Here is a 13,831-nt window from a genome sequence, read left to right on the forward strand (position 1 = left end):
CGGGCAACCGCCGGACGGACGCGCGAGACGGGGCCGGTGGCGGTGGGATCAGTCCGCCGAGAGCGCGGGGTCGCTCTTCCCCGCCCGGCCGGTCTCCACATGTCCGGCCAGCCGGCGCAGATAGCCGCTGTCGTGGTCGGAGACCACCGACAGGTCGTACCACTGGTGGTTGTGCCCGGTGCGCGCGGTGTGCACCACCCGCGCGCCCGGCCGGAGCCGGTACTCCACCGGCTTCTCCCCGTGGTAGCCGTCCGTCACGGTGAGCCGCACCGTCGTGTCGCCGTCATGGGTGAGGGTCAGCCGGACCTGGCCGGTCGCGCGGTCGTGGCGGGCGCTCACCTCCGGGCCCTTGCCGGTGGCGTGGCCGGTGAAGTGGCGCAGGAAACCGGCCGGGCCGTGCACCTGGAGGTCATAGCCGCCCCGGTCGTCCGAGGAGCGCCGCCAGTCGCCGGACAGCCGCTTGCCGGCTTCGACGGTGTAGCCCCACGGGCCGCCCGCATGGCTCGCGGAGGTCACGTGGAAGTGCGCCCCGGCCACCTGTCCGTGGTTGCCGAAGTCGATCCGCACAGTGCCGTCGGCGGCGGTCACGGCATCGGCCGACAGGTCGTACGGCAGCGGCCTGGCCGGGCGCAGTCCGGACTCCTGCCGGGGCAGCGAGGGGTGTGCCGGGACCGCCGGCACGTAGTCGGGGTGCCGGTCGTTGTCCTTGGGGCGGTAGCCGCTGGTGTCCGGCAGGGCCGGGACCTTCACATCGGTCCGGGAGAAGTCGAAGGCCGCGGTCAGATCGCCGCACACCGCCCGCCGCCACGGCGAGATGTTCGGCTCCTGGACGCCGAAGCGCCGCTCGATGAGCCGGATGACCGAGGTGTGGTCCAGGGTCTGCGAGCACACCCAGCCGCCCTTGCTCCACGGCGAGACCACCAGCATCGGCACCCGCTGCCCCAGCCCGTACGGGCCCGCGGGCTGCGTGGCGGAGCCGGCGAACAGCTCCCCGGTGGTGTCCACGGTCGAACCGCCCCGCCCCGCGGCCGGCGCGTACGGCGGCACCACGTGGTCGAAGAAGCCGTCGTTCTCGTCGTAGGTGATCAGCAGCGCGGTCCTGCTCCACACCTCGGGGTCGGCGGTCAGCGCGTCCAGCACCTGCGCGATGTACCAGGCGCCGTAGTTGGCGGGCCAGTTGGGGTGCTCGGTGAAGGCCTCGGGCGCCGCGATCCAGGAGACCTGCGGCAGCTTCCCGGCCCGCACATCGGCCCGCAGGATGTCGAAGAGGCCGTCGCCGTTCTTGGCGTCGGTGCCGGTGCGGGCCTTGTCGTACAGCGGGTCGCCGGGGGCGGCGTCGCGATACTGGTCGAAGTACAGCAGCGAGTTGTCGCCGTAGTTGCCGCGGTAGGCGTCCTCGATCCAGCCCCAGCCGCCGTCGGCGTCGAGGCCGTCGCCGATGTCCTGGTAGATCTTCCAGGAGACCCCGGCCCGCTCCAGGCGCTCGGGGTAGGTGGTCCACCCGTAGCCGGCCTCCGCGTTGTCCAGGACCGGGCCGCCGCCCTTGCCGTCGTTGCCGGTGTAACCGGACCACAGGTAGTAGCGGTTGGGGTCGGTGGAGCCGATGAACGAGCAGTGGTAGGCGTCGCAGATGGTGAAGGCGTCGGCCAGCGCGTAGTGGAACGGGATGTCCTCGCGGGTCAGATACGCCATGGTGGTGGCCGACTTCGCGGGCACCCACTTGTCGTAGGCGCCGGCGTTGAACGCGGCGTGGCCGTCGCCCCAGCCGTGCGGCAGGTCCTGGAGGAACTGGAGGCCGAGGTCGTTCACCTCGGGCCGGAACGGCAGGACGTCCTTGGTGCCGTCGGACTGGTGCCACACCGGTTTCCCGCCGGGCAGCCGCACCGGCCGCGGATCCCCGAATCCCCGGACCCCGCGCAGGGTGCCGAAGTAGTGGTCGAAGGAGCGGTTCTCCTGCATCAGCACCACGATGTGCTCGATGTCCCGCAGACTGCCGGTCCGGCGGTTGGCCGGAATCTGGGCGGCGCGCGCGATGCTGGCGGAGAGCAGGGACATCGCCGTGCCGGTGCCGGCCAGTTGCATGAATCTTCTGCGGTCTATGGAGGTCATGAAGGTCCGGTCTCCTGGGACGTTTCGATAAGGGAGCGAGGGGACCGGTGCAGTCTCTTGTGCCGGACCGGTACGGACAACGGCCCACGGGCGAAACGGCGGGAAAGCCTCCGTAAATTGTGGACGCGGGCGCTCGGGCCCTGGCCGCGGGCGCTTCCGCGGGCCCGAACGGGCACCTCTGGAGCCGGAGCGCACAACGCCGCACCGGGGCACCCGCATTCACCGAGGGGAATTTCGTTTCAGGGCGCCGAGGGCGGGCACGCGACCTGTGTGCTTCGGACCGGAGGCACGCCACGGGAGCAGCCCGGCTGCGGAAGGCGTGTGACACGGTCGCCCGAGTTGTCCGTATCGCCGCCCTGTGGTGACACTGACGACAGCTCAAGGGAGACACCCCATGACGCCCGTACGAGCACACCCCCGAGCACACTCCAAGCATGCGCACGACGACGCCCCCGACACCTCCGGGGAGTTCCGCCGGATCGCCGCCCTGCCGGACGGCTCGGAGAAGGAGGCCCTGCGGCAGGACGTCGTCCGGGCCTGGATGCCGATGGCCGAACGGATCGCCGCGCAGTTCCGCAACCGCGGTGAAACGCCCGAGGATCTGCGGCAGGTGGCCATGGTCGGCCTGGTCAAGGCGGTCAAGCGCTATGAGCCGAGCCGGGGCACGGCCTTCGAGAGCTACGCGGTGCCGACCGTGACCGGTGAGGTCAAGCGGCACTTCCGCGACCATATGTGGGGCCTGCACGTCCCGCGCCGCATCCAGGAACTGCGCAACCGGGTCCGCACCGCCGTCCAGGAGCTGACCCGCTCCCCGGACGACCGCTCGCCCAGCGTGAGGGACGTCGCGCTGCACACCGGCCTGAGCGAGGAGGACGTCCTGCTGGGCATGGAGGCGCTCGAGAGCTTCCGGACGCTGTCGCTGGACGCGGAACTGCGCGGCGCGGACGACGGCTACACGCTGGTGGACACCCTCGGCTCCACCGAGCCCTCCTACGAGCGGGTGGTGCAGCGCGAAGCCCTCAAGCCGTGTCTGCGCAGGCTCCCCGACCGCGAGCGGGAAATCCTCTACCTGCGCTTCTTCTGCGACGAGACCCAGAGCCGGATCGCCGACCGGCTCGGCATCTCCCAGATGCACGTCTCCCGTCTGATCAGCCGCACCTGCGCCCGCCTGGGCGAGGAGGTCGGCGCGCGGGCCGCGTAACGCCCACTGCCCCGTGGGGCGGCCATGGAGCGTGTGCGATCGTTGAGATATGCCCGGCACGGCGGTGACGCTGTTCCTCTGCGGCGATGTGATGCTCGCCCGCGGAGTCGACCAGATCCTGCCGCACCCCGGCGACCCGGAGCTCCACGAGCCCTATATCCGCGACTCCCGCGCCTATGTCGAGCTGGCCGAAGAGGCGAACGGCCCGATCCCGCGCCCGGTCGACTTCACCTGGCCCTGGGGGGACGCCCTGGCGGTACTGGACGAGGAGGCACCCGATGTGCGGGTGCTCAACCTGGAGACGAGCGTCACCCGCGGAGGTGAGTTCGCCCCGGGGAAGGACGTCCACTACCGGATGAGCCCGGACAACATCCCCTGTCTGACCGCGGTCCGGCCCGATGTCTGCGTCCTGGCCAACAACCATGTGCTCGACGGCGGCCGGCCCGGCCTCGACGAGACGCTCGACATGCTCGCCGCCGCCGGACTCACGGTGGCCGGAGCGGGCCGTGACGCGACCGCCGCGCGGCGCCCCGCCGCCGTCCCCGCCGGTGACCGGCACCGCGTCCTGGTGTTCGCGTTCGGCGCGGCCTCCAGCGGCATTCCGCGTGGCTGGGCCGCGACGGACGACCGGCCCGGAGTGGACTTCCTGCCCGATCTGTCGGACGCCCGCGCGGCCGCCATCACCGACCGGGTACGGCAGCTGAGCCGGCCCGGCGACATCGCCGTCGCCTCGGTCCACTGGGGCGGCAACTGGGGGTACGGCGTCCCACCGGACCAGATCCGCTTCGCCCACGCCCTGATCGACGGCGGGGTCGACCTCGTCCACGGCCACTCCTCCCACCACCCCCGCCCGCTCGAGGTGTACCGCGGCAAGCTCGTCCTCTACGGCTGCGGCGACATGGTCGACGACTACGAGGGCATCGGCGGATACCAGCGGTACCGCGACGATCTGCGGCTGCTCTACTTCCCCGAGGTGGACCCGGACACCGGCCGCCTGGTGAACCTGCGCATGGTGCCCCTGCGGGCACGGCGGATGCGGCTGGAGCACCCCGGCCACGCGGACGCCGCATGGCTGGGCGAGACCCTCGACCGGGTCGGGGCCGGCCTCGGCTCGCGTATCGACGTCCGGGACGACGACGTCCTCACCCTGCGCCGCCCCTGACCCCGCCGGCCGGACCGTCCACGCCCGGCCGCACGGTGTCCGGCCACCCCGCTCAGATGATCTTCGAGCGCACCAGGCCGCCCAGCACCAGCGCCCCGGGGATCAGCGGCAGCCACACCGTGATGAAGCGGTACGCCAGCACCGCGGACGTGGCCGAGTCGACCGCCGCCCCCGCCGCGACCAGCGCGATGACCAGCGCCGCGTCGACCGAGCCGATACCGCCGGGGGAGGGGACGACGGCGGCCACCGCCGTGGCGGCCAGATACGCGAGCATCACATGCGCCGGCCGCACCTGGAGCTCCAGCGCCAGACCGACCGCCACCAGCCCCGCCGCCTGGAGCAGGGGAAACGCCAGCGAACCACCCCACAGCGCCAGCGCCCTGGACGGCCGGGTGTGCAGCGAACGGGCGTCGGCCAGCGCGGTGCGCACGAACGTCGCCACCAGCCGTCGCACCGGACGGACCAGCGCCACCCCGGCCACCAGCGCCCCGGCCGCCGCCACCGCGCCGGCCACCACCCATCCGCTCACCGACGCCGGGAGCACCGGGCCCAGCCGCAGCGCCTGGGGAAACGCCATCAGCAGCACCAGCAGCAGCCCCACCCGGGTGGTGGCCTCCGCCAGGAAGTACAGGGCGAGCGCGGCCGAGGAGCGGGCGGGCGGCAGCCCGCAGCCCGTCATGAACCGGATGTTGACCGCGCTCGCACCGATCCCCGACGGCAGCAGATGGTTGGCCGCCCCCGCGGCGAACTGGGCGGCGAACAGCCGCCTCGCCGGAAGCCGTTCCAGCACCGTGCCCTGCCGGGCGAAGGCCACCGCGACCCAGCCGAGCCCGGTCGTCGCCACCGCCGTCAGCAGCCAGTACGGATCGGCCGTGAGCGTCTGACGGGCGCCGGAGCCGATCAGCGACCGGTGCTGGACCACCCAGACACCCACGACGAGCAGCGGCAGCAGACACAGGATCCGGCGCAGCGGCAGCCGCCGGTGCCAGGGCCGGTGCCCGGCCCGCTCCGCGGAGTGCTCCAGGGGCCGCCCCGTGGGGCGCGGCATCGTGTGTCGCATCGGTCCAGGCACTCCTTGTTCATGGGATACGCGCCGGATACGGCTCATGGCTCGGCAGCCGCGCGGAATCCGCACCGCGCAGCGGGAGCGCGATCAGCAACCCGAGGCAGATCCACACATAGGCGTTGCTGCCGAGGAAGCCGTCCACCCCGGTGAAGTCGAACCGCCACAGCCACACCACACTGCTGCACAGGATGACGTACACCACCGCGCACACCGGCAGCAGCAGCCTGCGCCGGGCGGGTGGCGCGTCCGGCCGCAGCCCGCTGTCGACGAGCACCGCCAGGGCCGGGATCAGCCACACCAGATGGTGCACCCAGGTGATCGGGCTGACCAGACAGGCGGCGACACCGGTCAGCGCGAAACCGGCCGGCTCGTCCCCGGCGGCCGCCGCGCGGCGCACCCGGTACGCCCAGACGGCCAGTACCGCCAGCGCCCCGAGCCCCCACACGGCGCCGCTCGGCGGCACCGGATCGACCAGCCGGGCCAGCAGCCCTTCCCACGACTGATTGGAGACGTAGCTGAGCACCCCGATCCGGTCGGTGTCCCACAGCGCCTCGGTCCAGTAGGTCCGGGAGGCCCCCGGCGCCACCGCCAGGGCGAGCAGGGTGGCGGCCGCGGCGGTGCCGGTGGCCGTCGCGGCGGCGCGCCGGCGCCCGGTGATCAGCAGATAGCCGATGAAGATCGCCGGGGTGAGCTTGACGGCGGCGGCCAGCCCGATGCCGCAGCCGGCGAACCGGCCGCGCCCGGTGGTCAGCAGCCGGGCGTCGAAGCACACCAGCACCAGCAGCAGCAGATTGACCTGCCCGAAGCTGAAGGTGTCCCGCACCGGCTCCAGCAGGACGAACAGACAGGCCGCCACCACGAAGGCGAACCACCTGGGCCAGCCGTGCCGGCCCACCATCGGGCCGATCAGCCAGGTCAGCAGGGTGGCCGAGGCGGCCACGTTGAGCACCATGCTGAGGGTGATCGCGGCCGGCCAGTCGAACAGGGCCATCGGCAACATGCACAGCGCGGCGAAGGGCGGATAGGTGAAGCCGTAGTCCGCCCCGTCCGCGCCGGGGATGGTGAAGTCGTAGATCCGGCCGTCCCGCAGCCAGTGCGCCACGGCCCCGTAGTAGACGTTCAGGTCGAACCAGTGCCGGTGCAGCGGTACGAAGGCCAGGAAGAGCGCCACCGCCCCGGTGAGCGCGAGCGCGAGCACCAGCCGTCCGCGTGGTGTGGTGGGCCCCGTCATGCCGAACGCCCCGATCGGGGGCCGCCGTGGACGGCGGAGAGCGCGGCGCCGGTGGCGAGCCCCGGTGCGTGCCGGACGCACCACAGCGCGCACACCGCCAGCGCGCCCCCGCACACGGCGAACGTCAGCTGCCGTGGATCCGGGGCGAACCCGCTGGGCAGCACGGCCAGCGCCAGCACCCCGCTGCCCGCCACCACCACCTTGCGCACCGCTCCGCCCGGCCCGGCCGCCGCGATCACGAACAGCCCCCACAGGACGTACCAGGGCCGGATCGCCGGGCCCAGCACGGCCACCGCGATCAGGCTGAGCCCCAGTGCGTACACGGGCCGGGGGCGGGGCGGTCGCAGCCAGGCGGCCCCGATGGCCGCGGCGGTGGCCAGCAGCCCCAGTGCCTGCCAGGCGGGCCCGGCCAGCGGGGCCAGCCCGCTGCCGACGGCGTCCAGCAGGGCGCCGGTGGCGCGGCCGAGGGTGCTGGTCAGCGCCCAGTTGTCGGGTGTGGCCGGGGTGGTGAGCGCGGTGATCCAGCCGTAGCCGGTGCCGGTGACGGCCGTGGCCACCCCGGTGGTGGCCAGGGCCAGCGCGCCGGTGGCCGCCACGGCGCCGGCCCGGCGCCCGCGGCCCTCCACCCGGTGCGCCCACAGCGTGGCGACCGCCAGCAGCCCCAGCGCGGCCGGGGCCTTGACCAGGGCGGCGAGCGTGACCAGCACCGTGCCGCAGGCCGGCCACCGGCCCGTCGCGGCCACCAGTCCGGCACCGAGGAGCCCGAGCATCACGGCATCATTGTGCGCCCCGCCCACCAGATGCAGCAGCAGGAGCGGGTTGAGCGCGCCCAGCCACAGGGCGGCGCTCGGATCGGTGCCGCAGCGGCGGGCCAGCACGGGCAGCGCGAGAACCATCAGCGCCACCCCGAGCAGCGCGATCAGCCGCAGCCCGATCACCCCGAGGGAGGGCTGGGCGCTGGAGGCGTGGGCGACGGCGGATTCGAAGGCCAGCGAGACGGGGCCGTACGGCGCCGGGGAGTGCTGCCACACCGGTGCCACCTCGGCCGCCAGCGGCCCGCCGAGGCGTACCGGGCCGTGGGTGTAGACGTCGATACGGGCGTGCACCATGGCGCCCTGGGCGAGATAGCTGTAGACGTCCCGGCTGAACAGCGGCGGTCCGGGCAGCAGGGGAGCCGCCCAGGTGACGAGCGTCAGCAGCAGGGAGCGGGGGCCGGGCGGCCGGGGTCCGCGCACCTCACGTCCCAGCAGCCACCACGCCGCGACCAGCAGCACCAGTCCGAAATACGTGCTGACCAGCCCGAGCGCGGCCGTCCCGGAGTCAGGGGTGAGGGCGTCCCCCACGGGCAGCGCTCCGGCGGTCGCCCCGCCCGCCGCCAGGGCCACCGACCCGGCGAGCCCGAGGAGCCGGCAGTGACGCGGGGCGAGGGCCACGCTGTGGGCGAGAGCGGTGAGAACACGACGGACCAGCACCCCGCCAGGGTGATCGGCGCGCATGGCCGGGAATTGGCCTCGCGGTCACCGGATACTGGCCGAGAGGTGTCGGTCGGCCAACACCGCGGGCGAGGGGGGTGCCACCGTCTTCCAGGGCGCCCGGTCGACCACGAGTTGACGCAGTTCGCGCAGCTCGCGCGGGCTGTTCCAGCCGAGCACCCCGACCACCCGCCCCTGGTGGCCGTAGGCGACGACGAAGTGGCCGCCGTCGAGCTCGCCGTGGAGCACGGTGAGCTCGGCGTCGGCGGGGAAGATGCCGTACGCCTGGATATGGGCGTCGTACTGGTCGGTCCAGAAGTACGGCACGGGCGCGAACGGCCGGTTCTCGCCGAGGACATTGCGGGCGACGGCCTTGGCCTGTTCGGTCGCGTTCAGCCGGTGTTCCAGCCGCATCCGGCAGCCGAAGTGGTTGTTGTGCCACGAGGCGACGTCCCCGGCCGCGTAGACCCCGGGCGCGGCACAGCAGGTGGGATCGCATTCGACGCCGTTGCCCAGCCCCAGGCCGGAGCCGGCCAGCCAGCCGATCGCCGGGACGGAACCGATCGCGACCACCACCACATCGGCATCGAGCCGGGTGCCGTCGGTCAGCTCCAGACCGGTCACCCGGCCGCCGGACTCGAAGAACCGCCGCACCCCGGTGCCACAGCGCATGGACACGCCGTTCTCCGTGTGCAGCCGCCCGACCAGGGCGGCTATCCGGTCGCCGAACTGCCGCCGCATCGGCACCGGGCGGGGGTCGATCATGGTGACGTCCAGCCGCATCCTGCGGGCCGCCGCCGCGGCCTCCGAGCCGAGGAAACCCGCCCCGACCACCGCCACCTTCACATCCGGCGCGCGGCGCAGATCGGCGCGCAGGGCCAGGGCGTCGTCGAGCGTGCGCAGCAGATGCACCCCGGCCAGATGGTGGGCGCCGGGCAGGCTGTTGGGGGTGACGCCGGTGGCGATGACCAGGGCGTCGTAGGAGACGCTGTCGCCGCCGTCCAGCATCACCCGGCGGGCGGTGGTGTCCAGACCGGTGGCGGACCTGCCGAACAGCAGCCGCGCGTCGAGGTGGGACAGCTCCTCGTCGGTGCGCAGCTTGATCCGGTCCGGCTCCCAGGTGCCCGCCAGGATCTGCTTGGACAGCGGCGGCCGGTTGTAGGGGGTGTGCGGCTCGTCGCCGATCAGGGTGAGCCTTCCGCCGTACCCCTGGGCCCGCAGCGTGACGGCCGTGGTGAGCCCGGCGACCGAGGCGCCCACGACCACGACGTTCCGTGGTGTGCTCACGAGCCGGCCAGGGCCATGGCCAGGGCGCAGTTGTCCTGATGCAAGGTCACCCGCATGAGCGTTCTCCGACAATGGGGGATCAACGGAAGGCAGTTACCAGACGAATGTTCGGTAACGGGCGGAACGGAGGCTAGTTCTCCTGCGTATCCAGCACAACACGCTCCGCATGAAGCTGGCCACGCCGTGAGACATATGAGTCTGGCAAGTGCGCCCCGACAAAACCGGCCGGCCGGTCCGCGCCAACCGGCCGAACCACCAGGTCACACCCGGGTTCCCGGGCCGCGGGCCGGCTGGGTACGAGGCGGGGCATCAGCCCCTCACATGGCGGAAATACGCAGGTTACGAAAGTTCCCCCTTGCTCACGTACGGTCGAAGAGGCCCATGATTTCCACCTCACGGAGGATCCTTGCGCACGCTCACCGCACCGCCCGACTGGCTGACGCACCCCCTGCGCGGGATGCGGGCGCTGCGGGGCCCGGTGCCCTGGGCGGCGGTGGTCCGCGGGGCGCTCGGCGTGGGGCCGGTGGTGGCCGTCGGCGTCGCGTCGGGACACACCCCGTTCGGGGTGGTCGCCGGGCTGGGCGCGATGTTCGCCCACATCAACGACCGTCCCGCCACCCGCGCCACCCGTCCCGTGCGCATCGGCCTGCCCGCCCTCGCCGGCGCCGCCGGCCTGCTGACCGGGGCCTGGCTGGGCACCCTGGGCCTCGGGGCGTGGATCGCGCTCGCCCTCGCCGCCGTCGGACTGGTCTCCGGCGCGATCAGCGCCATCGGCCCGGTCAGCTCCTCCGCCGGGGTGCAGCTGATGGTGGCCGCCGTGGTCGGCGCGGGCATGCCCCTGCCGGTGCCGCCGCCGGTCCGGGCGGGCCTGCTGCTGCTCGGCGCCGCCTGGGTGCTCGCGATGGCCGCGCTGCTGCCCCGCGCCGTCCCGGCACGCCAGACCGCGCCCTCCGGGCAACGGGAGCCGGTGGCCGCCGTGTACGACGCCCTGGCCGGCCTGATGACGGCGGTCGGCACCGACGGCGGCCAGGCCGCCCGGCGCCGGCTGACCGCCGCCTACGACGCCGCGTACGAGGCCCTCTACGCCCACCGGCTGCCACTGCACCGCCTCGACGCGGAGGAGCGGCGGCTGCGCGACCGGCTGGCGGTGGCCGGAGCGCTCAGCGAGGCCGTCCTGACCCTGCTGTGGGAGCACGCACCGGTGCCCGGCCGGATCGCGCGCACCCCCGCCCAACTGGCCCGCTCGGTACGGACCGGACTGCCACCGGGCCGGCTCCCCGCCCCCGTACCCGACACCGCGGGCAATGTGGCCATGCACCGGGCCGTGCTGCTCGCCGCCCGGGTCTTCGACGGCGAACCGGCGCCCGCCGTCGGCGCCGTCGTCCCCGGCCACCGGCAGCGGCTGCGCCGCGCGCTCGGCCCCGCGGGCCGGGAGTACGCCGCCCGGGTGGCCCTGTGCGTGGGCGTCAGCACCGCGCTGGCACAGGCACTGCCGGGCGCGCACTGGTACTGGCTCCCCGCCACCGCCGCCTTCCTGGTCAAGCCCGACATGGGCCCGCTGGTCTCCCGGGCCCTCTCCCGCGCGCTGGGCACCGCCGTGGGCGTGGCCGTCTTCGGCGCGCTCGTCACGCTGCTCGGCCCCGGCCAGGGCGCCGCCGGCAGCTGGCCGGTCGCCGTCGCCGCCGTCTGCTCCGCGCTGATCCCGGTCTCGGTACGCCACTTCGCCCTCCAGACCGCCGTGCTCACACCGCTGCTGCTCTCCCTCGTCTACCTCGGCGGCGACACCGACCCCGGGTTCGCCCGGCTCACCGACACGCTGCTGGCCTGCGCCGTGGTGCTGGCCGCCGGGGCGCTGCCCGGACTCGGCGGCCCGCGCGCCCAGGTGTCGGTGCGGCTGTCGCTCGCCGTCCGCGCCACCCGCGACCACCTCGACCGGGTGCTGACCGCCGAAGCGCCCTACGCCACCCGGCTGCGGCTGCGCCGCGAGGCGTACCGCGCCCTGGCCGACGCCCGCCGCGCCGTGGAGGTGGCGAGCGCCGAACACCCGCCGTTCGGCCGGGACCTGGCGGCCTGGGCTCCGGTGGTCTTCGCCCTGGAGGAGATCGTGGACGCGGCCACGGCCTGCGGCGTACGGCTCGACCAGGGCGCCCCACAGCCCGAGCCCGCCCTCGCGGCCCGGCTGCGGGCCGCGCTGTCCGACCTGGCCGACGCCGTCGCCACCCGCCGCCCCCCGACGGACCTCATGCTGCCCGTGGGGGCGGCGGTGGGGGACTGCGCGACCCTCGCGGATGTCACCGCCGGGCTGCGCAGGGCCCGCGAGCTGGCGCCGGGCTGAGCCCGCGCACCGGCCCGGCGGCGGATGGCCCGGTGCGCAGGGGGCACCCCGTCCTGCCTCGCACCGCCCGCATCCCGTCGGCGGTCGATGCGGGTCTCACCGGGGAGGCTGGGGAGGTCCGGGAAGCGGGAGTGTGCTGTCGAGCCGGTGGATGGCTCGGTGCGCACGGGCCCCGTCCTGCCTCGCACCGCCCGCACCCCGTCGGCGGTCGATGCGGGTCCCACCGGGGAGGCCGGGGAGGTCCGGGAAGCGGGAGTGTGCTGTCGAGCCGGTGGACGGTTCGGTGCGGGTGGGTGCGCGTAGGGCCGCGCGACGGCGGAACGGGCGGTCGTCCCGCACGCCGGAGTCACCTTCGGCATCGCGCCGTGCGCACCGTGCGCGCCGATGGGCCTGCGGGCGCCGTGCTCACCCGGTCCGTGGGGACCGGGCGGCGTGCCACAGGTGGTGCATGGCGTACGAGCGCCAGGGGCGCCAGCTCTCGGAGTCCTCCAGCCGCGCCCCGGCGCCGCGGGCCCCGGCCCGTACGGCGACATCCGACTCCAGCAGCACATCGGGGTCGCTGAGCGCCCGCATCCGGATGTAACCGGCCGTCCAGGGGCCGATGCCGGGCAGCCCCAGCAGCTCCTTCTCGGTCCGGTCGCGCTCGGCGCCGGCGTCCAGCCGGACCGTGCCGTCCGTGAGCGCGGTGGCGAGCGCGCGCAGCGTGGTGCGTCGGCTCTCGGGCATGCCGAGTTCGGTGAGCGGCGCCTCGGCCAGGTCCTCGGCGCGGGGGAAGAGATGGGTGAGCCCGCCGTCGGGCCGCGCCAGGGGCTTCCCGTACGCGGCGACCAGCGCGTCCCCCAGCACGCGCCCCGCCGCCACCGAGACCTGCTGGCCGAGCACGGCGCGGATGGCGAGTTCGCCGGGGTCGGCGGCGCCCGGGGCGCGCAGCCCCGGCCGCGCGGCCACCAGGGGCGCGAGCGCGGCATCGGCGCCGAGCCGCTCGGCGACCGCGTAGGGATCGGCGTCCAGGTCGAACAGGCGCCGGATCCGCTGAATGGCGGTGGTCAGATCGCGCAGCTCGGTCAGGCGCAGCCGGCACTCCAGCCAGCCGTCCCCGGGCCGTTCGTCGATCTCGGCGACCGCGCAGGCGTGCGGCAGCCGCAGGGTGCGGCGGTAGGTCCGGGCGCCGGGGGCGCCCACCATCTCCTCCACCCCGGTGAGGGTGCGCCGGGCGAGGTGGTCGAAGACCCCCGTGGTGTCGTACGGACCGCGGTAGGCGAGCCGCAGCGGTACCCCGGCCGTGCCGCCGCCCGCCCCACCGCCGGCCCCCAGCACCCCGCCGGCTGCCGCCGCGGGCCCGGACCTGGCGGACTTCTCCGGCCGGGCGGCGCGCAGTTCGGTGGGGGTGGCGGCGTAGATCTCGCGCAGGGTGTCGTTGAACTGCCGGACGCTGGAGAACCCGGCCGCGAACGCGATCTCCGAGGCCCGCAGGGCGGTGGTCTGCAACAGGATGCGCGCGGTGTGGGCGCGCTGGGCGCGGGCGAGCGCGACCGGTCCGGCGCCGAGCTCGGCGGTCAGCTGCCGCTGCACCTGCCGGGCGCTGTAGCCGAGCCGCGCCGCGAGCCCGGACACGCCCTCCCGGTCCACCACCCCGTCCCCGATCATCCGCATCGCGCGGCCGACGGCGTCCGCCCGCGCGTTCCACTCGGCGGAGCCGGGCACGGCGTCCGGGCGGCAGCGGCGGCAGGCCCGGAACCCCGCGCCCTGCGCGGCGGCCGAGGTCGGGAAGAACCGGACGTTCTTGCGCCGGGGCGTGGTCGCGGGGCAACTCGGCCGGCAGTAGATCCCGGTCGTGGCGACACCGAAGAAGAACTCGCCGTCGAACCGCGCGTCACGGCTGCACACCGCCTGGTACCTGCTGTCCTCGCTCATCACACCCTCCACTGTGCGCCACCGCGGGGGAGTGCGCTGGCGGACATCGGACAT

9 protein-coding genes are annotated in these 13,831 nt (G+C 74.5%); 3 read left to right on the plus strand and 6 right to left on the minus strand.

Annotated features, from left to right (window positions below):
• Positions 1–48: 48 nt before the first annotated feature.
• Positions 49–2,109: a phosphocholine-specific phospholipase C gene (locus tag N6H00_RS36335; protein ID WP_268976115.1), complete on the minus strand. Its 2,061-nt coding sequence runs from the start codon at positions 2,107–2,109 to the stop codon at positions 49–51.
• 394 nt (positions 2,110–2,503) lie between these two features.
• Between N6H00_RS36335 and N6H00_RS36340 the strand changes: the two genes are divergently transcribed.
• Positions 2,504–3,310 (plus strand): SigB/SigF/SigG family RNA polymerase sigma factor, encoded by an 807-nt coding sequence (locus tag N6H00_RS36340; protein ID WP_268976116.1) that lies wholly within the window; start codon positions 2,504–2,506, stop codon positions 3,308–3,310.
• Between the two features lie 49 nt (positions 3,311–3,359).
• Positions 3,360–4,472 carry a CapA family protein gene (locus tag N6H00_RS36345; RefSeq protein WP_268976117.1) on the plus strand — a complete coding sequence of 371 codons (1,113 nt, stop codon included), beginning with the start codon at positions 3,360–3,362 and terminating at the stop codon, positions 4,470–4,472.
• Between the two features lie 52 nt (positions 4,473–4,524).
• On the opposite strand, the gene N6H00_RS36350 is transcribed toward N6H00_RS36345, so the two are convergent.
• The 4 genes from N6H00_RS36350 to N6H00_RS36365 are packed head-to-tail and all read right to left on the minus strand — an operon-like array spanning position 4,525 to position 9,528.
• Positions 4,525–5,532, minus strand: coding sequence for a lysylphosphatidylglycerol synthase transmembrane domain-containing protein (locus N6H00_RS36350; RefSeq protein ID WP_268976118.1), 1,008 nt, complete (start codon positions 5,530–5,532; stop codon positions 4,525–4,527).
• A gap of 19 nt (positions 5,533–5,551) precedes the next feature.
• Positions 5,552–6,769 carry a glycosyltransferase 87 family protein gene (locus tag N6H00_RS36355; protein WP_268976119.1) on the minus strand — a complete coding sequence of 406 codons (1,218 nt, stop codon included), beginning with the start codon at positions 6,767–6,769 and terminating at the stop codon, positions 5,552–5,554.
• Positions 6,766–8,265: a polyprenol phosphomannose-dependent alpha 1,6 mannosyltransferase MptB gene (gene mptB, locus N6H00_RS36360; RefSeq protein WP_268976120.1), complete on the minus strand. Its 1,500-nt coding sequence runs from the start codon at positions 8,263–8,265 to the stop codon at positions 6,766–6,768. Before mptB ends, N6H00_RS36355 begins: the two co-directional genes overlap by 4 nt.
• Positions 8,266–8,286: 21 nt before the next feature.
• Positions 8,287–9,528, minus strand: coding sequence for an NAD(P)/FAD-dependent oxidoreductase (locus N6H00_RS36365; protein WP_268976121.1), 1,242 nt, complete (start codon positions 9,526–9,528; stop codon positions 8,287–8,289).
• Positions 9,529–9,934: 406 nt separating this feature from the next.
• On the opposite strand from N6H00_RS36365, the gene N6H00_RS36370 reads away from it, so the two are divergent.
• Positions 9,935–11,863: an FUSC family protein gene (locus N6H00_RS36370; protein ID WP_268976122.1), complete on the plus strand. Its 1,929-nt coding sequence runs from the start codon at positions 9,935–9,937 to the stop codon at positions 11,861–11,863.
• A 405-nt stretch (positions 11,864–12,268) separates the two neighbouring features.
• Here the strand turns inward: N6H00_RS36370 and N6H00_RS36375 are convergent, their stop codons facing one another.
• The gene (locus tag N6H00_RS36375; protein WP_268976123.1) at positions 12,269–13,777 is read right to left on the minus strand and encodes an AlkA N-terminal domain-containing protein; all 1,509 of its coding nucleotides are present in this window, start codon (positions 13,775–13,777) and stop codon (positions 12,269–12,271) included.
• Positions 13,778–13,831: the final 54 nt, after the last annotated feature.

Source organism: Streptomyces sp. S465, assembly GCF_026898115.1.
In the GTDB taxonomy this organism is placed as follows: domain Bacteria; phylum Actinomycetota; class Actinomycetes; order Streptomycetales; family Streptomycetaceae; genus Streptomyces; species Streptomyces luomodiensis.

Coding starts and splice junctions, on each gene's coding strand:
- N6H00_RS36345 (WP_268976117.1), top strand. CDS start 3,360: ATGCCCGGCACGGCGGTGACGCTGTTCCTCTGCGGCGATGTGATGCTC.
- N6H00_RS36350 (WP_268976118.1), bottom strand. CDS start 5,532: ATGCGACACACGATGCCGCGCCCCACGGGGCGGCCCCTGGAGCACTCC.
- N6H00_RS36375 (WP_268976123.1), bottom strand. CDS start 13,777: ATGAGCGAGGACAGCAGGTACCAGGCGGTGTGCAGCCGTGACGCGCGG.
- N6H00_RS36355 (WP_268976119.1), bottom strand. CDS start 6,769: ATGACGGGGCCCACCACACCACGCGGACGGCTGGTGCTCGCGCTCGCG.
- N6H00_RS36335 (WP_268976115.1), bottom strand. CDS start 2,109: ATGACCTCCATAGACCGCAGAAGATTCATGCAACTGGCCGGCACCGGC.
- mptB (WP_268976120.1), bottom strand. CDS start 8,265: ATGCGCGCCGATCACCCTGGCGGGGTGCTGGTCCGTCGTGTTCTCACC.
- N6H00_RS36340 (WP_268976116.1), top strand. CDS start 2,504: ATGACGCCCGTACGAGCACACCCCCGAGCACACTCCAAGCATGCGCAC.